We start from the raw sequence: 22088 nt of genomic DNA, 5'->3' as shown, positions 1-22088 counted from the left end.
AGCGGAGGAGCGGGTCCCGCGCCGGGCGGGCCGTACAACGTACAACTGCGCCTGGCGCAGCTCCCGTCGGCCTGCCGGCATCAGGCCGGCAGACCACCGTCGCCATCAGCCCAGCAGGCCGCCCAGCGCCCCGCGGCCGCCGCCGCCCGAGGAGCCGCCGTCGGACCCGCCGCCTCCCGTCGAGCCGCCACCCGCACCGCCGCCGGAGCCGCCCGTCGACTCACCGCCGGTCGAACCGCTGTACGGCGAGCCTCCGTCGGCGCCCGTCGAGGACGGGCCGGTCGTCCCGGCGGCCGGGGGTTCCGGCGCGAACGTGGGTTCGGGCGGAGCCTGTTGGCCGCCCTCCGCCGCGCCCTGCGTCGGCTGCGCCTCGTCGCTCCCGCTCTCGGCCGCGTCCGCCGATTCCGGTGCCGACGGCGACGTGGCCGGGTCCGTCGAACGGTCGCTCTCGCGCGCGCCCGGGCCCTCGGCCGCCCCGTCGCCGGCCGGGCTCTCCTCGCCGGAGCGGTCCGGCAGCGGTGACCCGGGCAGATGGTTGCGCGGTGTCTCTCCGGGGCCGCTGGGCACGGTGGTCAGATCCGTGGACCGCACCGCGCCGCCCAGCACCGCACCGGTGATCAGCGAGCCGCCCACGACGACGGCCGCCATCACCGCACCGCGCCGCAGCACCCGCCTGCGCAGCTCCCGGACGTCCACCCGCGGCCCCAGCCGCCGCCAGGCCTCGCTCGCCAGCCGCCCGTCCAGGGAGTAGACCGGGGCACCCGCGATGATCAGCGGGCTCCAGGCGGCGAGATAGAGCATGTCCGGCGCCTCGTACCCGACCGCGCCGCGCCAGCTGACGGTCAGCAGCAGGGCGGCCGAGAGCAGGGCGCCGACGGACGCGGCGAAGCGCTGCCACAGTCCGCAGACGGTGAGCACCCCCACCACGATCTGCAGGAACGCCACCGTCAGCCCGGAGCCGACCGGGTGCGCCAGCGCGAAGTCGTGCAGCGGGGCGGCGACCCCCGAAGGCTCCAGTTTGCGGAGCCAGTTGACGAGGGAGCCGCGCTCACTGCCGTCGAAGTACACGGGGTCGCAGAGCTTGCCCATCCCCGCGTAGACGGAGATGAAGCCGAGGAGGAGGCGCAGCGGGAGCAGGACGACGCCGAGGTTCATCCGGCGGCCGGGGTAGTACGCGTGCCGCACCGTGTCGGCGCCCGGCCGGTTCCCGTCGCCCTGCTCCTCCTCACCGGGGGCGCCGTCCTCGTACGGTCCGGCCGTGCCGTACGGGTCGGTGTCCTCGCCGTACGGGTCGGTGCCGTACGGGTCGGTGCTCTCGTAAGTGAGGGTGTCCCTGTCCCCGGGGTCGTCCGGCGCGGACGAACCGCCCGGTCCGCCCGGTGCGTCCGGGTCGTACGGGCTGCCCTGGTCGTACGGCTCGTCCGCGCCCCGCCGCGGGCGGTGGCCGTACGGCAGGTACGGCGGCGGGGGTGGCTGTGGCGCGGTGTCGAAGGCGCCGCGGGCCGGCTCGGCGCCGCCGAGGAGTCCGCCGGGCGGGCGGGGGGCGCGCGGCTCGTGGACGGCCGGCTGGGGCCGGGTGTCCTCCTCGGGGCGGGCCCGGGGGATGAGCTGGGTGGTGTCGTCGGGGCCGCTCCGGTCGCCGGGGTCGGGGAGGCGGCCACCCGGGCCCCGCCGCCGGTCTCCCGGACCCCCGCGGCCGCCCGGGTCGTACCCGGCGATGTCGAGGAGACGTGTGGGGGCACCGCCCGCGTGGTCGCCCGTGACGCCCGGGCCGCCGGGGCCGGCCGCGGGGGGACGGCCGGCCCGGGGAGGCAGCGCCCCGGGATGCTGCGCCGGCTCGGCCGTGCGGCCGCTCCACACCGCCGGGGCCCGGTGCCCCGTCGCGGGGACGGGGCCGGCCGCGGGGGCGGGGGTCACCCGCGTGAAGCGGGCCGGGACCGGCACGCGCAGGCGGGTCGGCGGTGCGGCGAGCTGCACCCGGAAGCTGGCCTGGTTGACGACGACCTGGGCCGGGTCGGACGGCACCTTCGCCATGCTCCACGGCGGCTCTTCGTCGAACCCTTGCGCGCGTCCCCCGGGAGGACGGTGTGTTCTGGTCTCCACACTCATCTAACCGAGTGACGGCCGCTTAAGACACTGCCGCCGCGGCGCCGATCTGTCCGAGGCCCGTCAAGGCCCGTCCGGGCAGGTCAGGGTGGGTCGGGACGGGCCGGGACCGTCACGCGCCCCCGGGGCGGCCCGGCCCGCCGGCCCGCCCCGGTCAGGCCCGGCGGCTCGCCGCCTCGTACAGGACCACACCCGCCGCCACACCGGCGTTGAGGGACTCCGCGCCGCCCGGCATCGGGATGCGCACCAGCAGGTCGCAGGTCTCCGCGACCAGCCGGGACAGGCCCTTCCCCTCGCTGCCGATCACGATCACGACCGGGCCGTCGAGCACCTCGGTCCCGCCGAGTTCCGCGTCACCGTCGCCCGCCAGGCCGACGACCATGAGCCCGGCCTTCTGGTACGACTCCAGCACCCGCGTCATGTTCGCGGCGCGTGCCACGGGCGTACGGGCCGCGGTCCCCGCCGACGTCTTCCAGGCGCCGGCGGTCATCCCGGCCGCGCGCCGCTCCGGCACGACGACGCCGTGGCCGCCGAACGCGGAGACCGAGCGGACGATGGCGCCCAGATTGCGCGGGTCGGTGATGCCGTCGAGGACGACGATCAGCGGGTCCTCGCCGGCGTCCTGGGCCGCGGCGAGCAGGTCGTCCGGGTGCGCGTAGTCGTACGGCGGAACCTGGAGGACGAGGCCCTGGTGGTTGAGGCCGTTCGTCATCCGGTCGAGTTCGGGGCGCGGCGCCTCCATGAGGTTCATGCCGCTCTCGGTGGCGAGCTGGATCGCCTCGCGGACACGCTCGTCGCTGTCGATGTACTGCTGGACGTAGAGGGTGTTGGCGGGGACGCCCTCGCGCAGCGCCTCGGCGACCGAGTTGCGGCCGACGACCAGCTCGTTGGTGCCCTTGGGGCCGCCGCGCCGGGGCGCGGGGCGGCGGGCGGACTGCTTGGCCTTGGCGTTGGCGATGCGGTTCTTCACATGCCCCTTACGGGCGGACGCGGGCGGGGTCGGGCCCCTGCCCTCCAGCCCCTTGCGGCGCTGGCCGCCGCTGCCGACCTGCTGGCCCTTCTTGTTGCTGGTACGACGGTTCCTGCGCTGGCTGTTGCCGGCCATGGTTCACCTGGTCTTTCCTCGGCCGTCCTGGCGACTGCCTGCTCGGATACGTGTGTACGGGAGTACGCGGGCGTGGTGCGTGGTGCCCGCGGGTGGTGCCTGGTGTCTCATACGTGGTGCGTGGTGCGTGGTGGGTGGGTGGTGCGTGGGTGTGCGCTGCGCGGGGGCGGGCGTTCGGGCGGGCGTACGCGTGTGCGTCTCCGACCAGCATGCCAAGAGCCGCGCGAAGCGCCCCCGCCGGACCGGGACCGGGACGAAACCGGACCGTCGCGGACGGACCTGCGGGCCCGGCGGCCGCGCGGGCTGCCGCCGGGCCCGTAGATCCGTCCACCGCGCCCTCAGCGGGAGCCGAGGCTCCAGCGGGGGCCCGACGGGGTGTCCTCGATACCGAGGCCGGCTTCCTGGAGCCGGTCCCGGATGGCGTCGGCGGTCGCGTAGTCCTTGCGGGACCGCGCGGCCTGCCGCTGTTCGAGCACCAGGTGGACCAGGGAGTCCACCACACCGTGTAGATCGGCGGCCGATTCCGCCGCACCGCCCGCGCCCGCCCCGGCCCACCGGGAGTCCAGCGGGTCGAGGCCCAGGACACCGAGCATCGCACGGAGCTCGGCGAGCCGGGCGGCCACCGCCTCCTTGTCTCCGTCGGCCAGCGCGGTGTTGCCGTTGCGAACGGTGGTGTGGACGATGGCGAGGGCCTGCGGCACGCCCAGGTCGTCGTCCATCGCCTCGGCGAAGCCCCGGGGCACCTCGGCGGCCGGCTCGACCGGGCCGCCGGCCAGCTCCACGGCCCGCTGCACGAAGCCCTCGATCCGCCCGAAGGCGGCCTCGGCCTCCTGCAGCGCCTCCTCGGCGTACTCGATGGTGGAGCGGTAGTGCGGGGTGCCGAGGTAGTAGCGGAGCACGATGGGGCGCCACCGCTTGACCATCTCGGAGACCAGCACCGAGTTGCCCAGCGACTTGGACATCTTCTCGCCGCTCATCGTCACCCAGGCGTTGTGCGCCCAGTACCCGGCGAAGTCGTCGCCGTACGCCTTGGCCTGGGCGATCTCGTTCTCGTGGTGCGGGAAGACGAGGTCGACGCCGCCGCCGTGGATGTCGAAGGCCGAGCCGAGGTACTTGTGGGCCATGGCCGAGCACTCCAGGTGCCAGCCGGGCCTGCCGGGGCCCCACGGGGTCTCCCAGCTCGGCTCACCGGGCTTGACGGCCTTCCACATGGCGAAGTCGCGGGGGTCGCGCTTGCCGGTCTCGCCCTCGCCGGAGGGCTGGAGGAGGTTGTCCAACTGCTGGTTGGAGAGGGCGAGATAGCCGTCGAAGCTGCGGACGTCGAAGTAGACGTTGCCGTCGGCGGCGTAGGCGTGGCCCCGGTCGATGAGGCGGCGCATCATCTCGATCATCTCGGGGATGTGGCCGGTGGCGCGGGGCTCGTAGGTCGGGCGGAGGCAGCCGAGGGCGTCGTAGGCAGCGTTGAAGGCGCACTCGTTGCGGTAGCCGATCGCCCACCAGGGCTCGCCGGACTCGGCCGCCTTGGTGATGATCTTGTCGTCGATGTCGGTGACGTTGCGGATGAACGTCACCTCGTAGCCGCGGTACTCCAGCCAGCGGCGCATGATGTCGAAGTTGAGCCCCGAGCGGATGTGCCCGATGTGCGGGGGCGCCTGTACGGTCGCGCCGCACAGGTAGATCGAGACCCGGCCCGGACTGAGCGGGGTGAAGTCACGGATCTGCCGGGCGCCGGTGTCGTACAGCCGAATAGTCACCCGCCCAGGGTACTGAGTTTTGCGGGCCGTTCCGGCCAGGTTTCCGCGGGCCGCGGGACGGTTCCGCGGCCCGCCGCGGGTCCCGGCGCGCGGTGCGGGCGCGGGGCGCGCACGGCCGGCGCGCCACGCCCACACCGGACGGCGTCCGCCGGGCGGTCAGAGCCGGCCGACGACCTTGCGGGGTGTGACGCGGACGACGACCCTCGGGGCGTCCTCGCCGGAACGGGGGTTGAACTCGGCGTACGTCTTGCCGGTGTATTTGAGCGCCAGTTCGTCGATCAGCTCCTGGCCGCCCTCCTCCGTGACGGACACCTCGCCGCGGATCTCGCCGTAGCGGTACGGGTCCTCGGGGTCGGTGACGACCACGCTGATCCGCGGATCGCGGCGGAGGTTCTTCTCCTTGCGGCGGCCGACGGTCGTCGAGATCAGCACGTCGTCGCCGTCACGCTTCACCCAGACCACGGAGACCTGCGGGCTGCCGTCGGGCTGGATCGTGGCCACGGACGCGAAGACGGGGGCGTCGAGGACCTTCTTGAGTTCATCGGAGAGTGCGGTCGGCACCGGATGTCCTTCCCTCGGGACGTACGGATGTACGGGCGTGGGCGGCGGGCGCCGCCGCTGCCGTTGATCCCTTACCGCTGATCCCTTCCCGCGCGCGTACTGGGGACACATGACGGCCCGGGAGAGGCATCCGTCCGGCGGCGCACCCCGGTGCCGCGGGCGGTGCCGGCGCGGCCGGGGGCGGGCGGCCCGGCGCGGACGGAAATGGAGGGAAGGCGGGGTGGGGTCGGGAGACGGCCGGGCGGTCGGACCCGGCCGTCTCCCGTCTCAGCCCGCGTCCGCGCCCGGGTCCGCGTCCGGATCCGGGAACACCAGGGCCGTCGCCACGGCGGCGAGCCCTTCGGCGCGGCCCGTCAGCCCGAGGCCGTCCGTCGTCGTACCGGAGACGGAGACCGGCGCGCCAACCGCCGCGGAGAGCACCTTCCGGGCCTCCTCGCGCCGCTTTCCGATCTTCGGCCGTACGCCGATGACCTGGATCGCCACATTGCCGATGCCGAACCCGGCCTCCCGGACGATCCGGGCCGCCTCGCCCAGCAGCGTCAGACCGGAGGCGCCGGACCACTCGGGCCGGCCGGTGCCGAAGTGGGCGCCCAGATCGCCGAGCCCCGCCGCGGAGAAGAGGGCGTCACAGGCCGCGTGGGCGGCGACGTCACCGTCGGAGTGCCCGGCGAGGCCGTCTCCGGCGTCCTCCCAGAGCAGGCCGGCGCACCACAGCTCGCGGCCGGCCTCGAAGGCGTGCACATCGGTGCCCACACCGACGAGCGGCATCCGGAAGCCGGGGTTCCCCGGGACCACGGGCCCGGCGGCCCCGGCCCCGGGCCCGTCCGCCAGGGGTTCAGAAGCCATCGGTGGCCCTCCTGCGGGCGAGTACGGCCTCGGCGAGGACGAGGTCCAGCGGGCGGGTCACCTTGAACGCCTCCTCGTGGCCCGGTACGACCACGACCGGCAGCCCGAGCCGTTCGACCAGGCCGGCGTCGTCCGTCGCGCCCTCCCCCTCGGGCGCGGCCTTCTCGTGCGCGCGGGCGAGCGTCTCGCGGTCGAAGCCCTGCGGGGTCTGCACGGCGCGCAGCCGGGCGCGCTCGGGCGTGCCGAGCACGGTCTCCGGACCCCCGTCGGTGCGGGGATCGACCTCCTTGACGGTGTCGGCCAGCGGCAGCGCCGGTACGACGGCGGGGGCTCCGCCCCGCACGGCGGCCGCGACGGCGTCGACGGTCTCCACGGGCACGAGCGGGCGCGCCGCGTCGTGGACGAGGACGTCGGTGATGTCGGCGGGCAGCGCGGCGAGGCCGAGGCTCACGGATTCCTGGCGGGTCGAGCCGCCAGGGACGACCGCGACCTCGGTGGTGCTCGGCAGCGCGTGGTCGTCGAGGAGGGTGCGGACCTCGGCGGCGCCGTCGGGCGGGGCCACCACGACGACCAGCGAGACGGCACGCGAGCGGGCCATGGCGCGGACGGCGTGGACGAGCATCGGGGTGCCGTTGAGGGCGCGCAGCGCCTTGGGGGCGCCCGGCCCGAGGCGTACGCCGCGGCCGGCCGCGGGGATGACCGCGGCGGTGCGGGGCGGGGACGGCGGGGGCCCCTTTTCCGGCTGCGGGGCGGGGCCCGGCCGGAATGGGCTGCTGGGAGGAGTCGTTGAAGAGGACATCGGATTAGCGTTCAGGTTTGCTTCCTCGGCCGACATGGGTATGGCCACAGCGTGCCAGGCTCGATGCCTCGATCGGTCCCTTCCGTGACAACCGATCGGGAAACTGCCCGGGCCCGGCACGCCTTGAGCGGTCCGGGGCGCGGCAGCACCGGGCGATCGGGCCGGCGGCGCGGCGGGGATTTCTTTTCGGGCTGCGGGATCTTCTCCAGCCCCTCAGCCCGTCCGTTGCGGTGCGGAGTCGTACGAACCCCGGGGCAGGCATGCCGCAGCGCCCGGCGACGGACAGACGTCACTCGGGCACCACGGCATTGCTGTTCCGCCATTGCCGGAGGGACGCGCATCACCGGCTGATGCGCCTCCGTACCGGCGGGGGCGGCCCCGTTGTTCAGGACGCGAGGACCTCGTCGAGCAGAGCCTCGGCCTTGTCCTCGTTCGTGTTCTCCGCGAGAGCGAGCTCGCTCACCAGGATCTGGCGGGCCTTGGCGAGCATCCTCTTCTCACCGGCGGAGAGTCCACGCTCACGCTCACGGCGCCAGAGGTCGCGAACGACCTCGGCGACCTTGATCACATCGCCGGACGCGAGCTTCTCGAGATTTGCCTTGTAGCGTCGGGACCAGTTGGTCGGTTCTTCCGCGTAGGGTGCGCGCAGCACCTCGAAGACCCGGTCCAGCCCGTCCTGGCCGACCACGTCGCGTACACCGACGAACTCCGCGTTGTCCGCCGGAACGCGAACCGTCAGATCGCCCTGGGCGACCTTCAGCACCAAGTAGGTCTTGTCCACGCCTTTGATCTGGCGAGTTTCGATGGCCTCGATCAGCGCGGCCCCGTGATGGGGATAGACCACGGTGTCGCCAACCTTGAACGTCATGTGACAGGTACCCCTTCCGTGGCTATCCAGAGTAACACGGGAACGAGGTGTTCTGAATGGCGTTTTCGCAGGTCAGGGCGCATCTCGGGGCTTGACAACACCGGCCGGGACGTGCTGCGGAGGGGCCGGATAAGCGGGTATTCGCAGGTCGGGGCGGCTCTCCGGGCGGCGCGAAACCCACCGGCCGCGCGCCCCCGAACTTCTTCAGACTCGGCACAACGTCCCGAAATGTCGGAATCCTGGCGGAGGATTTCCGCTACTCCGTTCAGCTCTGGGCGCCTGCTCCCGGCCGGTTCCGGAATTTGATCAACGAAGTGCGCCGGGCGGTCGCGGCGCGCCGGGGACGGCCGGAATTCCGGACCGCCGCGCATTCCCCGCCGATAACGGCGGCGACGGGCGCCGGAACGCTATTCCGCGGCACCGCAGGTGACCCCGGGTTCCGTGCCGAGCGGCCGCGGGAGCGGGTCGGGTGCGGAAGCGAAGGGGCGGATCGGTAACCTGACCCCGCTGACACACCCGGGCGGCCCTCGGCCGCCCTCGCCGTCCATCCGCGTCCGGGCGGAAGCCGTTCGGACGCCGTAGCTCGTCCTAGGAGAAGCCGCCGCCGTGAGCCGCAGCCTTCGACGCGGCATCCTCGCCGCCACCGCCGTCGCGTTCTCGCTCTTCACCGTCTCCGCGTGCGGGGCGGGCAACGAGGCCGACACGAACAAAGTCAGGCCCGACAACGCCGGCACGTCCGTCGGCAAGATCAAGATCCAGAACGTCAACGTGATCACGCAGGCGGAGGGCTCCGAGGGGCCGGCCGTCGTCTCGGCCAAGATCTTCAACACCGGCGGCACGGCCCAGACCCTGGAGTCCGTGACGGTCTCCCGGGACGGCGCCGAGGCCGAACTGTCCCCCGCCGAGGGCTCCGGCCCGGTGACCATCCCGGCCAACGGCTCGGTGATCCTCGGCGGCAAGGGCAACGCCGCCGCGACGCTGGACAGCCCCGAGGTCGAGGAGGGCGGCGTCACCCCCGTCGTCTTCACCCTCAGCGGCACCGGCGAGGTCGAGGTCGGCGCTCTGGTCATGCCCGCCGACGGCTACTACGAGCGCTTCGGTCCCAGCTCGCAGCCGACGCAGTCGCCCACGGCCTCGCCGGGCGAGACGCCGGAGGGCACGGAGAGCCCGTCCGGCTCCGAGACCGCCCCGGAGTCCCCGGCCGGCGAGGAGGAGGCCGGGGCGGGCGCCCGGGAGGACGTGTCCAACGGCGACGAGGAGCCGGAGGGCACCCCGGGCGACTGATCCCGTCCGGCTGGATTCCGGCATGCCGTCCGGCCGTTTCTGCGGTCCCGTGCAGCCTCTGTACGGCCCCGTACGGCAATCCGTACGCGCACCGGGACACGGGAGCCGCACACGCCCGGGCATCGCTGCGCACAGCACCGCCGCGGGGCCCCGCCATCCGAGGACTGATCGGTGGCGGGGCCCCGCGGCGGTGGTGCTGGTGCGGTGGTGCTGGTGCGGTGGTGCCGCGCGCTTCTCCCGGACGGGTTCTCCGGTGCCGCTGCCGTGGCCGGCTGTGCGTTCGGCCGCCCTACGGCTCGAACTTGTAGCCGAGGCCTCTCACGGTCACCAGATAGCGCGGGGCCCCCGGGTCGGGCTCGATCTTGGCGCGCAGCCGCTTGACGTGGACGTCGAGGGTCTTGGTGTCCCCCACGTAGTCCGCGCCCCAGACGCGGTCGATCAGCTGCATGCGGGTGAGGACACGGCCGGCGTTCCGCAGCAGCATCTCCAGCAGGTCGAACTCCTTGAGGGGGAGGTCGACCTTGGCGCCGGAGACCGTGACCACGTGCCGGTCGACGTCCATCCGTACCGGCCCGGCCTCCAGGGCCGCCGGCACGACCTCCTCCGGCTCGCCACGGCGGCGCAGCACGGCGCGGATGCGGGCGACCAGCTCGCGGGAGGAGAAGGGCTTGGTGACGTAGTCGTCGGCTCCTATCTCCAGGCCGACGACCTTGTCGATCTCGCTGTCCTTGGCGGTCACCATGATGACCGGGACGTTGGAACGACCGCGCAGCTGGCGGCAGACCTCGGTGCCGGGGAGCCCGGGGAGCATCAGGTCGAGCAGCACCAGGTCGGCGCCGTTGCGCTCGAACTCGTCCAGCCCGTCGGGCCCGGTGGCCGCGACGGCGACCTCGAAGCCCTCTTTGCGGAGCATGTAGGACAACGCGTCGCTGAACGATTCCTCGTCCTCGACAACGAGCACTCGGGTCACGAAGGGACCTCCGGTCTGTTCTGCGAGCGGCGCTGCTCGGCGCCACTCCGGCTTCGGTCGGCACCCCCGCGTCGTACGGGGATACGGGGGGTTGGCGCGGCCCCGGGGCACACGGTCCCGGGAGCAGCTGTGGTGTCGGTGTCGGTGTCGGTGGTGTCAGGGGGGTCGGTGGGGGCGGCGGTGCCGGGCGGGGGAAGGCCGGCCGGGGTCACGGGAGCGTCTCCGGGGCGGAGAGCGAGGCCCGGAAGGGCTGGAAGGAGGCGTCGTCCTCGTCGAGGTCGTCGTCCGGCTCGGTGAAGGGCCGGTCCGGGGCGTGGAGGTCGTCGCGCGCCTCGGGTCCACGCCCGCCGGGGCCCTGCGTGCCGGGTCCGTGCTCGTCGTGCCCGGCCGCGCTGCGGTCCCTGCCGTGCCCGGCCTCGGGAAGCCGGAGCGTGAAGGTGGAGCCCTGTCCCTCGGCGCTCCACACGGTCACCTCCCCGCCGTGGGAGGCGGCCACATGCTTGACGATCGCGAGGCCGAGGCCCGTACCGCCGGTGGCGCGCGAGCGTGCGGGATCGACGCGGTAGAAGCGCTCGAAGATGCGTTCCCGGTCCCTCTCGGAGATGCCGATGCCCTGGTCGGTGACGGCTATCTCGATCATGTCCCCGCCGGTTCCGGCGATGCGCCGGGCGGCGACGCCGACCCGGGTTTGGGCGGGGCTGTAGTTGACGGCGTTCTCCACGAGGTTGCCGAGGGCCGCGGCGAGCTGGCCGCGGTTGCCCCAGATGGCCAGGTGCGCGGTGCCGCCGGAGGCGATGGTGATCTGCTTGGCGCCGGCCTGGTGGCGGCAGCGGTCGATGGCCTCGGCGACCAGCTCGTCCACCCGTACCGGCTCGGCGTCCTCCAGCGGGTTGTCGTTCTGCACCCGGGAGAGGTCGATCAGCTCCTGGACGAGGTTGGTGAGGCGGGTGGCCTCCTTCTGCATCCGCCCGGCGAAGCGGACGACCGCCTCCGGGTCGTCGGAGGCGTCCATGACGGCCTCCGACAGCAGGGAGAGGGCCCCGACCGGAGTCTTGAGCTCATGGCTGACGTTGGCCACGAAGTCGCGGCGGACGGCCTCTATCCGGCGCGCCTCGGTGAGGTCCTCCACGAGCAGCAGCACCAGCCGGGAGCCGAGGGGAGCCACTCTGGCGGAGACGGCGAGGGCCTCGCCGCGGCCGGTGCCGCGGCGCGGCAGATCCAGCTCGACCTGGCGTATCTCGCCGTCCCGGCGGGTGTCCCGGGCCATTTTGAGCATGGGTTCCACGGCGAGCTTCCCGCCCCGGACGAGCCCGAGGGCGTAGGCCGCGGAGCTGGCCTTGACGACGCTGTCGGCCTCGTCGAGCACGACGGCCGAGGAGCGGAGCACCGACAGCACGGTGTCCACACCCGGTGGCAGCACGGCCTCGGTGTGGAGGGAGCTGCGGGTGGGTTTGGCCTGCTCCCGCTCGCTCCAGCGGAACGCGAGCATGGCGATGACACCGGTACAGACCCCGGCGATCGCTGCCGTGGCGGCTACCGCCGCGTTCACGTCCATGAGTCCAGATTAAGCGGGTGCGGAGACACCTCCACAGCCGTCCGGGGACCGTCTCGGACACTGGTTGCCGAGAGTTCACCGGCAGGTCGGCGCTGGTTCATTCCCGCGGACCAGCCGGCGGCGCGGGAGACGAGCCGGGAGGCGCACGGAAATCCGTACGCGCCGTAGTCACTTCCGTACGCTGCTCCGGGGCCGGCGCTCCGGGGGCGGCACGGGAACGATCCGTTGCCGAGAGTTCACTCCGGCGTCCACACCGGTTCACCCGGGATGCCGGAACCCGACGCCGGGGCCCACCAGCGTGGCACCGTGGGGGCCGGCATCCTTCGCAGGCAGCCGTTCCGGCCAACCGGCCGGAACCGGACGGGCGGCGGCCCGACGCGGGATTAACGCAGGATTGACGCAGGAACCGCAGCATTTGCAGGATTCGCAGGATTTCGATGGAAGGAAAGCGCGATGCGGGACGCATACCACGAGGAACTGGACTCGATCGGTGACGACCTGGTGGAGATGGCCCGGCTCGTCGGCTCCGCGATCGGCCGGGCCACGACGGCCATCCTCGACGCCGACCTCAAGCTCGCGGAGAACGTGATCGCCGGGGACGAGAAGGTCGACACCCTCCAGCACGAGCTGGAGGCGAAGGCGATCACCCTGCTCGCGCGCCAGCAGCCGGTCGCCACCGATCTGCGGATCGTCGTCACCAGTCTGCGGATGAGCGCGGACCTGGAGCGCTCCGGCGACCTGGCTCAGCACGTGGCCAAGCTGGCCCGGCTGCGGTTCCCGGACACCGCCGTGCCGCGGGACCTGCACTCCACGATTCTGGAGATGGGGCAGCTGGCGCAGCGGCTGATGGCCAAGGCCGCCGAGGTCATCATCACCAAGGACGTGGACCTGGCGCTCCAGCTGGAGCAGGACGACGACGCGATGGACCTCTACCACCGCAGCCTCTTCCAGCACCTGATGGACGACCGCTGGAAGCACGGCATCGAGACGGCCGTCGACGTGACCCTGCTCGGCCGCTACTACGAGCGGTTCGCCGACCACGCGGTGTCGGTCGCGAAGCGCGTCGTCTACCTGGTCACCGGGGAGCACGCGGACGAGCTCGCGGCGGAGTCCTCGGACGAGGGGGCGTAAGCGCGGGGCCGCCGGGCGGGACGTGAACGAGCCGGCCGGGGCGGGAACGAGCGGCCGGGAGGGACGGTGGAGGCCCCGGCCGGGTGTGAGCGGCGGGGGGCGGCGGAGGCGGCCCGGGGCCGGCCGGAGACGCGGGGCGGCCCGGGGCCGGAGGGAGGCGGCAGGGCCCGGGAGACGCGGCGGCGGCGCGGGCGGCGGCCCGGGCGGGAGCGGTGGAAGCACCGGCCTGCCCGGGCCTCAGCCGTCGCGTCGGATGAGCAAGGGCCAGAGTCCGGAGGCCGCGGAGCTGCGGAGCCACGGGGGCGTGGGGGGCGGACGCGGACGGCGCGAGCGCACCGCGAAGGGCGCCCGTTCGCCGCGGGCGGCGCGAGTGCTCTCACGCGCCGTTGCTGCGCCCGCCGCGGCAGGTGTCCAGTGGTCGGCAGGACCGCCGCGGGTCCGCCGCGGATCCGCTGTGGGGTAGGTCCAGCACAGTCGAGGAAGGGTACTCATGGCCGATTTCCCGACCACACCGTCACCGACACCGACCGTTCGCGAGCCACGCGTCACCGAGATCCCGGTGCCGCTGCTGGGGGCCTGCGGCTGCGGCTCCGGATGCAGCTGCGGCTGCCAGAGCGGCGGCTCCTGCCAGTGCGGCGGCAGCTGCGGCTGAGGCGTCACGGACGCCCGGCCGTGAATCCCTGACCCCGCTGACCCCCGCGCGCCGGGGCCGCCCGCCGACCGCAGCGATGGGTCACGCGCGGTCGCACGGAGGAACGACCACGACGCGCGGGCCCCGGCCGGGCCAGTGCCGTACGGGCCCGTCTCAGGGGCCGGGCCCGTACGGCCCCGGCTCCGGCCCCCGGCCCCGGCGACCACGGGGCCGTAGGCAGGGCACCGGCACGGATGGACATGGGGCGGGCCCCGGCCGAAGGAGGAACCGGCCGGGGCCCGAACCTGGTCACCGGACCGAACAAGCGGTCTGCGCCGGTGCACATGCGCCTCACTCCAGGCTCAGCCGTTCCGGGTGCCGGCCGGCCCGAAGAAGTTTTCCGAGTGCAGCCCCTGCGGCGGCAAGGGCCGCCGTTGCGGACCGCCGCCGGCTCACTTGCCGGAGTCGGGGCCGTACCACTGGAGGGCCTGGCCGGTGATGGCGGCGATGCACTCGAAGTCCCGGTCGCGGTGCAGGAGGGTCAGTCCCTGCAACTCGGCCGTGGCAGCCACGACGAGGTCGACGGCTCCGGCGCTGCGGTGCTGACCACGTTGAGTGAGAACGTCCTGGACCTGCCACGCGCGATCGTAGGCCCGGTCATCGACCGGTACCCAGCCGAAGAGCAGGCGCATGTCATCGATGCCTTGCGCACGGTCGGCGGCAGAGCGTGCGCTGTAGAAGAACTCCAGCTCGGTGACTGGACAGGTGGCGATGAGCCCAGCGGCTGCCGCCCGGTCCCACCCGTACTGCTCGGCGTCGCCGCGCAGGAGGCGGGCAAGCGCACTGGTGTCGATCAGGAATTGCGCAGCGTTCAACGGCGATAGTTCCCTTTGTCCTCGAAGAGGTCCAGATCGAAGGCCCCCTCCTCCGCCGCCGCCCGCAGGCGGGTGAGCGCCAGAGCGCGTCGCCGGATCTCCAGCACCTCGCGGAGCGCGGTGTTCACCGTCTCTTTCTTGGTGCTGGTGCCGAGTGCCTTGGCTACATCGGCGAGCAGTTGATCATCGAGATCGATTACGGTGCGAGCCATCGAGTGCACCTCCGTAGATATCGAACATGCCATCAAGTATATACGCGTGTGTCGCCCCGCGACCTGTGCCATGTGGGGAAGCAGGGCGACATCTGACGGCCGACGGAGGGCCCCGGCACAGCGGCGAGGCCCCCTACCCGCGGGAAATCGCAGACAGAGGGCCCGTGCGCGTCCAACTACTACTTCTACTTCTTGCCCTGGTTCTTGACCGCCTCGATGGCCGCCTTCGCGGCGTCCGGGTCGAGGTAGGTGCCGCCCGGGTTGAGGGGGCGGAAGTCGGCGTCCAGTTCGTAGGAGAGCGGGATGCCGGTCGGGATGTTGAGGCCGGCGATGTCGGCGTCCGAGATGCCGTCGAGGTGCTTGACCAGGGCCCGCAGGCTGTTGCCGTGGGCGGCGACGAGGACCGTGCGGCCGGTCAGGAGGTCCGGGACGATGCCGTCGTACCAGTACGGCAGCATGCGGAGGACGACGTCCTTGAGGCACTCGGTGCGCGGGCGGATCTCGCTGGGGATCATCGCGTAGCGCGGGTCGTCGCTCTGCGACCACTCGGCGCCGTCCTCCAGGGCCGGCGGCGGGGTGTCGTAGGAGCGGCGCCAGAGCATGAACTGCTCCTCGCCGAACTCCGCGCGGACCTGCGCCTTGTCCTTGCCCTGCAGGGCGCCGTAGTGGCGCTCGTTGAGCCGCCAGGAGCGCTTGACCGGGATCCAGAGGCGGTCGGCGGCCTCCAGGGAGATCTGCGCGGTGCGGATGGCGCGCTTCTGCACGGAGGTGTGCACGATGTCGGGGAGCAGGCCGGCGGCAGTCATCAGCTCGCCGCCGCGCTGCGCCTCCTTCTCGCCCTTCTCGGTGAGGTTGACGTCAACCCAGCCGGTGAAGAGGTTCTTCGCGTTCCATTCACTCTCGCCGTGGCGGAGCAGGATCAGCTTGTACGGTGCGGTGGCCATGGATCCGAGCCTAATCGACCCCTGTGATGCCACGAACCCCGTTCCCCGGCCGTCTCGGACCCCGGACAGCGGGGGGACGGAGTCCGGGCCCGGGCCCGGCTCGGTAAGTCCCGGTGACGGTTCGGTGGCTTACGGCGGCGGGGGCCGGCCGAGCCGCCCGCCGTGTCAGCCGGCCGCGTCTCCGGCCGCACCGCCGGACGCCTCTCCGGTCCCGCTGCCCGGTCCGCCCGCGGTCGGTGCGGTCAGGTGGGCGAAGGCTTCGAGGTTGCGGGTGGACTCGCCGCGGGCGACGCGCCACTCGTACTCCTTGCGGATCGCGGTGGAGAAGCCCATCTCCAGCAGGGTGTTGAAGCTGCCGTCCGCGTTCTCCAGCACGGTGCCGAGCAGCCGGTCCAGTTCCTCCGGCGTGACGGCGGCCAGCGGCAGTTTACCGGCGAGGTAGATGTCCCCGTGCCGGTCGATGGCGTAACTCAAGCCGTAGAGCTTGGTGTTGCGCTCCAGAAGCCAGCGGTGGACGGCCGCCTCGTTCTCGTCCGGGTGCCGGACGACGAAGGCATTCACCGACAGGGAGTGCCTGCCGACGACCAGCGAGCAGGTCGTGGAGAGCTTGCGGACACCGGGGAGCGTGACGACGTAGTGGCCGTCGGACGGGCTGTCCCATGTGAGGCCCGCCTCGTCCAGTGTTCGTTCGACGGTCTCGATCGCATGCGGGTCAAGGTCGGCCATGCAGTGATCGTAGGCGACGCCTCTGGTGCATCTGGTGCATGGCTGCCGCGTAGACGTCGGCCGTGGCCGCGGCGGTGGCGTCCCAGCCGAACGACTGTGCGTGGCGGGCCGCCGCGGCGCCCATGCGGTCGGTGAGCTCCGGCCCGTCCAGGAAGCGGCGGAGCACCCGGGCGTAGTCGGACGGGTCGTGTCCCCCGACGAGGAAGCCGCTCTCCCCGTCGCGCACCGCCACCGGCAGGCCGCCGACCGAGGCCGCGACGACCGGCGTGCCGCACGCCTGCGCCTCCACCGCGACAAGCCCGAACGACTCGCTGTACGAGGGCATGACGAGCACGGAGGCCGCCCGGTACCAGTCGGCCAGCCGGTCCTGGTCCACCGGCGGGTGGAACCGTACGACATCGCAGATGCCCAGCCTGGCCGCCAGTTTCTGCAGCCCTTCCGGCTTGGCGAGACCGCTGCCGCTGGGGCCGCCGACCACCGGAACCGTGATCCGCTCGCGCAGCTCCGGCCGCTCGTCCAGCAGCACGGCCACGGCGCGCAGCAGGATGTCGGGGGCCTTCAGCGGCTGTATGCGGCCGGCGAAGAGGGGTATCAGCGCGTCCTGCGGGAGGCCGAGGCGGGCGCGGGCGGCGGCGCGTCCGTCGGCGGGGCGGAAGCGGCGGAGATCGACACCGGGGTGGACGATCTCGACCTCGCCGGGGTCGGCGTCGTAGTGCTCGACGAGCTCACCGGCCTCCCCCGCGGTGTTGGCGACGAGGCGGTCGGCGGCGTGCACGATCTGCGTCTCGCCGATGACACGGGCGGCGGGCTCGGGGGTGTCACCGGCCGCCAGGGAGGCGTTCTTGACCTTCGCCATGGTGTGCATGGCGTGCACGAGCGGTACGCCCCAGCGCTCGGCGGCCAGCCAGCCGACATGGCCGGAGAGCCAGTAGTGCGAGTGCACGAGGTCGTAGTGGCCGTGCCGCTGCTCGGCCCACGCCTGCATCACGCCATGGGTGAAGGCGCACAGCTGTGCGGGCAGCTCCTCCTTCGCCAGGCCCTCGTACGGGCCCGCGTCCACATGCCGTACGAGCACGCCGGGCGCCAGTTCGACGGCGGGCGGGAGGGAGGCGGCGGTGGCGCGGGTGAAGATCTCCACCTCGATGTCGATGGCGGCCAGCTGCTTGGCGAGCTCGACGATGTAGACGTTCATGCCGCCCGCGTCGCCGGTGCCGGGCTGGTGGAGCGGGGAGGTGTGCACGCTGAGCATGGCGACCCGGCGCGGCCGCCGGGTGCCGCCGAGGCCGCCGAAGCGCAGGTGCGGGCGGCCGCGCCGGTCGTTCCTCGGCTGCTGGGCGCTCCGCTGCTCGGGCAGGGCCGATCGCAGCCAGGGCACGTGATGGCTCACCGCGCGAGACCTCCTTGACCGGGGCCTGGGCCGCCCCTCCTCCGAGGTGCAACCGGTGGGGGAAAGGCTTCATTCCGCTCGGGCGGCGAAACGCGGAAGGCCGCAAGGCGCGGGGCACGGTCCGGCGCCCGGGCGGGCCCCGCGCACCGGCCCGGTCGGCGGGCGTCCGGGGCCGCATAGGCTCGGGGCATGGCAGGCCGCGTCCCCCCGAGCTCCCGGCCCGTCGGGACGGCGACCCGCGGGACCACCAACCCCAACCGGCTGCGGCGCATGGACCGCTGGATCACCGCCGTCCACGCCCCCGCGCTGCTGCGGGCCGCCGGAGCCCCCGTCGCCGTGGACCTCGGATACGGGGCCGCGCCGTGGACCGCCGTCGAACTGCTGGCGCGGCTGCGGCGGGTGCGCCCCGACAGCCGTGTGGTGGGCGTCGAGATCGATCCGGCCCGGGTCGAGGCCGCACGCCCGTACGAACGGGACGGGCTGAGCTTCCGGCACGGCGGCTTCGAGGTGCCGCTGCCCGGCGGGGTGCGCCCACTGCTCATCCGGGCGGCGAATGTGCTGCGCCAGTACGAGGAGGACGAGGTGCGGGCCGTCTGGGAACGGCTGTGCGAGCGGCTGGCGGTGCCGGACGGGCTGCTGGTCGAAGGCACGTGCGACGAGATCGGCCGCCGCCACGTCTGGGTGGCACTCGGACCGGAGGGGCCGCGCACGGTGACGTTCGCCACCCGGCTCGGTTCGCTCTCCGCCCCGTCCGATCTGGCGGAGCGGCTGCCGAAGGCCCTCATCCACCGCAATGTGCCCGGCGAACCGGTGCACGCCTTCCTCCGCGACTTCGACCGCGCCTGGGCCGCCGCCGCCCCGTACGCCTCGCTGGGCGCACGGCAGCGCTGGATCCACGCCGTCCGCTCGCTGAGCACGGACTGGCCGGTCACGGACGGGCCGCGGCGCTGGCGGCAGGGCGAGGTCACGGTGCGCTGGGAGGCGCTGGCCCCGCGCTGAGGGAACCGCGGCCGGGGAACCGTGGGCGGGGTGGGGTGCGTGGTACTCCCGGGACGGTGACCGGCTGAGTGCGGAGAGCCACCACGCTCCTTGGCTGCCCGGGTGCCGCGCCGCTTCCGGCTCGATCCGTTCGCTCGCGCCGGATGTCCGTTGCGGGCGCCGGGGAGGGTTGGTACGGATGGTGGGCCCGGTGGCGGAGGTAGGGGTGCGGGGACCTGGGGGCACAGGGATCCGGGGGTCCCCGGGCACGGGAGTACGGCCTCGGGTATACGGCCGCCGGGGCACCGATTGTCGGAGGCACGGGGGAGGATGACGGCCATGGGGGCAGAGCCGTCGGGACGCCGGTACGGGCTCAGCGGGGACGGGCCCGGCTGCGGACCGTGAACTCCCCCGGGAACAGACACCGTTGACACGACCGGGCCGCGTGACGGGGAGCACGGCAGGTGGCGGCAGAGGGAACAGGGACGACTGACGGGGGTTGGTTGACATGACGGGCTGGGACATCACGCCCAGCGGGGTGGAGTCGGTGCTGTCGCAGGTGCGCACGGCGGCCGGCGATCTGAGCGAGGACATCGCGGGCTACGGCGAGAGCGTGCGGAGCGCGGCGACGTCGGCGGGCACCATCAGCGGACCGTACTGCGGTGACGCGCCCGCCGGACCGGTGGGTGCCGCGGTGGTGAACTTCGTGAGCGACACCCAGTCGCAGATCGTCTTCATGGCCGCGCGGACCAGGAAGACGATGGACGGCACCGTCAAGGCCGTCACCGAGTACCTGGAGGGCGACCTGGAGATGGCGGCCCGCGCCCAGCGCGAGGCGGCCAAGGCGCCCACCCCGGCCGAGCTCCGCGCCGTCACGGCGAAGAACGGCCAGGAGTAGCCGCCGTGATCGAACCGGGGATGATCCCGCAGTACACCGGTGACTGGGGGCAGTTGGAGAAGGACATCGCCGCGCTTCGCAAGAAGGCCGGCGGTATCCGAGGTGCGGGCAGCGACGTGCACTCCCGCTTCCAGGGCGTGTCCGCCCACTACAAGGCGCCCGAGGCAGGGCAGTTGCTCTCCTCCACGCTGCCTGTCAAGACCACGGCCGACGAGTTCGCCGACGACATCGAGGCGCTCGCCAAGGCCCTGGAGACGTTCGTCTCCGAGGCCAAGCCGCACGCCGACCGCCTCAAGCAGCTCAAGCAGAAGGCGTTCGCCTTCGTCGACAGCGTCGAGGGCGACGACGACTGGACCGACGACCAGGACAAGGTCGACGCGCACCAAGCGCTGATGGACGGGGTGGCGGCGGCCCGCGAGGGCTTCCAGGAGGCCGAGCGCAAAGCCGCCAACACCATCAACGCGATCAGCCCGGCGATGTGCCGCCCGAAGTGGGTCGAGGACGACGGCAGCCACCAGCCCAGCATGTACGGCCAGAGCGCCGAGATGCTCGCGGGTATGGAGGACCTCCCCTGGGGCAGCCCGGAGGGGCGCACCTACGAGCGCTGGAGCCTGGAGTGGTGGGGCCACGGCGCCAAGAGCTGGGTGTGGGACGGCATCGTCGTCGACAGCGTCTGGGGCGGCGTCGAGGGCATCGGCACGCTGCTCGGTTACGACGGCGCGGAGGCCGCCGGGCAGGCGTGGGACGGTCTGCGGCGCACCTTCGTGGGTGCGTACGCGTACGGCATGGACTGGGCGGGGCAGGAGGAGCACCTCTCCGACTGGCAGCAGGAGAGCAAGGGTTACGCGAAGGAGTTCGGCAAGGCGTTCATCGCGTACGACATGTGGGAGGAGGACCCGGCCCGGGCGCACGCCACGGTCTTCTTCAACATCATCACGCTGGGCGCCGGACCGCTCGGCGCGGCGGCGAAGCTCGGCAAGGGCGGCACGTTCACGAAGGCGGCCGGCACGATGGCGAGAGTCGGCGACGCCCTCGACCCGCTGTCGGGCGGGCTCCGGGCCGCCAAGGCACTCTCGGACCTGCCGAGGGTGTCGCAGGTGCTGGCCAACGTCAGCAACAACCTCAACCTTCCGAAGACGGACTTCCCGGATGGCGCCCTCGACGATCTCGACAACCGCTACCGGGTCGACCAGGACGGCAACTTCATCCCCCTCGACCGGGACGGCACGCCCAACACGGATCCGGCCCCGCGGGAGGCCGCCGCGGCGGACCGGGTACCGGACGGGCTCCCCGGTCGGCCGGACCGGCCGGGCGAGCGGGAACTGGTCGGCGCGGGCGCCCGCCCGGGCGAGAGCACGGCCCGCGCGGGCGACGGCTTACCGCCACCACGGGCGAGCCACGAGCCGGGCGGACCGGGGGGCGGCGGCCGGGGCGGCCCGGAGGAGCCGAGCGGTGGTACGGGTGACGCATTGGGCGGAAGCGGCGCCGGCCACTCGGGCCCGGGTGGCTACGGCACGGGCGGCCGTGGGCCCGGGAACGGCCCGGGCAGCGGAAGCGGTGACCCCGGCTACGGCGGGTCACCGTCCGGAGGCGGCTCGCCGGAAGCCTCGCATGGGGACACCCCGGGCGACGGGTCCGCCCCAGGCAAGGGGACAACGCCAGGCGACGGAACCCCCGACAACAGCGTCCCGGCCGACGGGCCCGGCCCCGGCGAGGGCACTCCGGACGGAGGCACCCCGTCCGGTGCCACACCTCCCTCCGAGGTCCTGCCCGGCATCGAACCGGACCGGTACACCAGAGTGGATGGCGACATCGCCCAGTCGCAGACCGGACCGTTGAGGCCGGAGCAGGAGGCCGACCTTCTCTCCGAGCTCACTCGTGCGAGGATGCCGGACGCCGATCAGCAAAAGGTGATCCAATCCCTGCGCAAGGACCCCTACGGAGCAGGCGTCGCCGAACTCATCAACCGTGGGCATCTGCGTGACGTCGAGAACTACGACGGCATCCTGAACATGTGCAAGAACGGACCCAGCAGAAGCGACCCGAGCAGCATGGTCCCGGCCGCCTACATGGCGCTCACCCACGCCACCGAACTCCAGAACCGAGGGATCACTCGTCTCGGCTTCGAGTTCGGAGGTAACAAAACGAAATGGGATCTGGACGTGTACACCAAGAATCCCGACGGATCCATCGACTACGGCTATCAACTCAAGGACGTCCAGAACGCCAAGAAGATCTGGACGGTTGCCGAAAGCGCCGCAGACCAACTGGATTACAACCCGATGGGGCAGCGTGTAGCCATCTTGGATATCCATCAGTCCATGTCGAAGATTAACCCTCGTATCGTCGGTAAGCTGGAAGACCTGGCAGAGAACTCCGAAGGGACCTTCCTCCTCCGCTTCGAGGACGGCTCTATCACCATCCCACCCAACGGACCCGTCTTCCCATAAGGACTATC

At 72.9% G+C, this 22088-nt stretch carries 20 protein-coding genes; 6 read left to right on the top strand and 14 right to left on the bottom strand.

Going from position 1 to position 22088, the window contains the following annotated elements; genetic code table 11:
- Positions 1 to 105 precede the first annotated feature (105 nt).
- The 7 genes from SXIN_RS17075 to SXIN_RS17045 all read right to left on the bottom strand — a co-directional run bounded on the left by SXIN_RS17075 (position 106) and on the right by SXIN_RS17045 (position 8039).
- Positions 106 to 2034 carry a DoxX family membrane protein gene (locus tag SXIN_RS17075; RefSeq protein WP_420341055.1) on the bottom strand — a complete coding sequence of 643 codons (1929 nt, stop codon included), beginning with the start codon at positions 2032 to 2034 and terminating at the stop codon, positions 106 to 108.
- A 226-nt stretch (positions 2035 to 2260) separates the two neighbouring features.
- On the bottom strand, positions 2261 to 3211 hold the full coding sequence (gene rlmB, locus SXIN_RS17070; protein ID WP_095757180.1) for a 23S rRNA (guanosine(2251)-2'-O)-methyltransferase RlmB: 951 nt from the start codon (positions 3209 to 3211) through the stop codon (positions 2261 to 2263).
- 338 nt (positions 3212 to 3549) lie between these two features.
- Positions 3550 to 4965 (bottom strand): cysteine--tRNA ligase, encoded by a 1416-nt coding sequence (cysS, locus tag SXIN_RS17065; RefSeq protein WP_019711278.1) that lies wholly within the window; start codon positions 4963 to 4965, stop codon positions 3550 to 3552.
- Between the two features lie 156 nt (positions 4966 to 5121).
- The gene (locus SXIN_RS17060; protein ID WP_019706821.1) at positions 5122 to 5526 is read right to left on the bottom strand and encodes a PPOX class F420-dependent oxidoreductase; all 405 of its coding nucleotides are present in this window, start codon (positions 5524 to 5526) and stop codon (positions 5122 to 5124) included.
- A gap of 267 nt (positions 5527 to 5793) precedes the next feature.
- Complete coding sequence (gene ispF, locus SXIN_RS17055) at positions 5794 to 6372, bottom strand: 2-C-methyl-D-erythritol 2,4-cyclodiphosphate synthase (RefSeq protein WP_019711279.1); 579 nt, start codon at positions 6370 to 6372, stop codon at positions 5794 to 5796.
- Positions 6362 to 7171 carry a 2-C-methyl-D-erythritol 4-phosphate cytidylyltransferase gene (ispD, locus tag SXIN_RS17050; protein WP_095757179.1) on the bottom strand — a complete coding sequence of 270 codons (810 nt, stop codon included), beginning with the start codon at positions 7169 to 7171 and terminating at the stop codon, positions 6362 to 6364. The genes ispF and ispD overlap by 11 nt, the downstream gene beginning before the upstream one ends.
- A 385-nt stretch (positions 7172 to 7556) precedes the next feature.
- Positions 7557 to 8039, bottom strand: a complete 483-nt coding sequence (locus SXIN_RS17045) for a CarD family transcriptional regulator (protein ID WP_003953493.1) — start codon at positions 8037 to 8039, stop codon at positions 7557 to 7559.
- 606 nt (positions 8040 to 8645) lie between these two features.
- On the opposite strand from SXIN_RS17045, the gene SXIN_RS17035 reads away from it, so the two are divergent.
- Positions 8646 to 9323, top strand: a complete 678-nt coding sequence (locus SXIN_RS17035) for a hypothetical protein (protein WP_019711281.1) — start codon at positions 8646 to 8648, stop codon at positions 9321 to 9323.
- A gap of 289 nt (positions 9324 to 9612) precedes the next feature.
- On the opposite strand, the gene phoP is transcribed toward SXIN_RS17035, so the two are convergent.
- Positions 9613 to 10284: a two-component system response regulator PhoP gene (phoP, locus tag SXIN_RS17030; RefSeq protein ID WP_019711282.1), complete on the bottom strand. Its 672-nt coding sequence runs from the start codon at positions 10282 to 10284 to the stop codon at positions 9613 to 9615.
- Positions 10285 to 10501: 217 nt separating this feature from the next.
- Positions 10502 to 11848 (bottom strand): two-component system sensor histidine kinase PhoR, encoded by a 1347-nt coding sequence (phoR, locus tag SXIN_RS17025; protein ID WP_019711283.1) that lies wholly within the window; start codon positions 11846 to 11848, stop codon positions 10502 to 10504.
- Positions 11849 to 12301: 453 nt separating this feature from the next.
- Between phoR and phoU the strand changes: the two genes are divergently transcribed.
- Positions 12302 to 12979, top strand: coding sequence for a phosphate signaling complex protein PhoU (gene phoU / locus SXIN_RS17020; RefSeq protein ID WP_019711284.1), 678 nt, complete (start codon positions 12302 to 12304; stop codon positions 12977 to 12979).
- 490 nt (positions 12980 to 13469) lie between these two features.
- Positions 13470 to 13631 (top strand): hypothetical protein, encoded by a 162-nt coding sequence (locus tag SXIN_RS31545; RefSeq protein ID WP_185831369.1) that lies wholly within the window; start codon positions 13470 to 13472, stop codon positions 13629 to 13631.
- A gap of 431 nt (positions 13632 to 14062) precedes the next feature.
- On the opposite strand, the gene SXIN_RS17015 is transcribed toward SXIN_RS31545, so the two are convergent.
- The 5 genes from SXIN_RS17015 to mshA form a co-directional block, all read right to left on the bottom strand.
- Positions 14063 to 14485 (bottom strand): PIN domain nuclease, encoded by a 423-nt coding sequence (locus SXIN_RS17015; protein WP_019711285.1) that lies wholly within the window; start codon positions 14483 to 14485, stop codon positions 14063 to 14065.
- Positions 14482 to 14697 carry a type II toxin-antitoxin system VapB family antitoxin gene (locus tag SXIN_RS17010; RefSeq protein WP_019711286.1) on the bottom strand — a complete coding sequence of 72 codons (216 nt, stop codon included), beginning with the start codon at positions 14695 to 14697 and terminating at the stop codon, positions 14482 to 14484. Before SXIN_RS17010 ends, SXIN_RS17015 begins: the two co-directional genes overlap by 4 nt.
- A gap of 185 nt (positions 14698 to 14882) precedes the next feature.
- Entirely contained in the window at positions 14883 to 15641 is a 759-nt protein-coding gene (locus SXIN_RS17005; protein WP_019711287.1) for a phosphoglyceromutase, read from the bottom strand.
- A gap of 165 nt (positions 15642 to 15806) precedes the next feature.
- A complete protein-coding gene (locus SXIN_RS17000; protein ID WP_019711288.1) occupies positions 15807 to 16367 on the bottom strand; it encodes a type III secretion system chaperone family protein in 561 nt (186 codons plus the stop codon).
- Entirely contained in the window at positions 16354 to 17616 is a 1263-nt protein-coding gene (mshA, locus tag SXIN_RS16995) for a D-inositol-3-phosphate glycosyltransferase (RefSeq protein ID WP_095758075.1), read from the bottom strand. The genes SXIN_RS17000 and mshA overlap by 14 nt, the downstream gene beginning before the upstream one ends.
- A gap of 327 nt (positions 17617 to 17943) precedes the next feature.
- Here mshA and SXIN_RS16990 point away from each other — a divergent pair, with 327 nt between their 5' ends.
- The 3 genes from SXIN_RS16990 to SXIN_RS16980 all read left to right on the top strand — a co-directional run bounded on the left by SXIN_RS16990 (position 17944) and on the right by SXIN_RS16980 (position 22080).
- Positions 17944 to 18753: a class I SAM-dependent methyltransferase gene (locus SXIN_RS16990; RefSeq protein WP_019711290.1), complete on the top strand. Its 810-nt coding sequence runs from the start codon at positions 17944 to 17946 to the stop codon at positions 18751 to 18753.
- Positions 18754 to 19240: 487 nt separating this feature from the next.
- The gene (locus SXIN_RS16985; protein ID WP_019711291.1) at positions 19241 to 19630 is read left to right on the top strand and encodes a DUF6507 family protein; all 390 of its coding nucleotides are present in this window, start codon (positions 19241 to 19243) and stop codon (positions 19628 to 19630) included.
- 5 nt (positions 19631 to 19635) lie between these two features.
- Positions 19636 to 22080, top strand: a complete 2445-nt coding sequence (locus SXIN_RS16980) for a hypothetical protein (RefSeq protein ID WP_095757178.1) — start codon at positions 19636 to 19638, stop codon at positions 22078 to 22080.
- Positions 22081 to 22088 lie beyond the last annotated feature (8 nt).

Source organism: Streptomyces xinghaiensis S187 (assembly GCF_000220705.2).
GTDB classification, from domain to species: domain Bacteria; phylum Actinomycetota; class Actinomycetes; order Streptomycetales; family Streptomycetaceae; genus Streptomyces; species Streptomyces xinghaiensis.
This window is presented reverse-complemented; position numbering and strand designations above follow the sequence as displayed.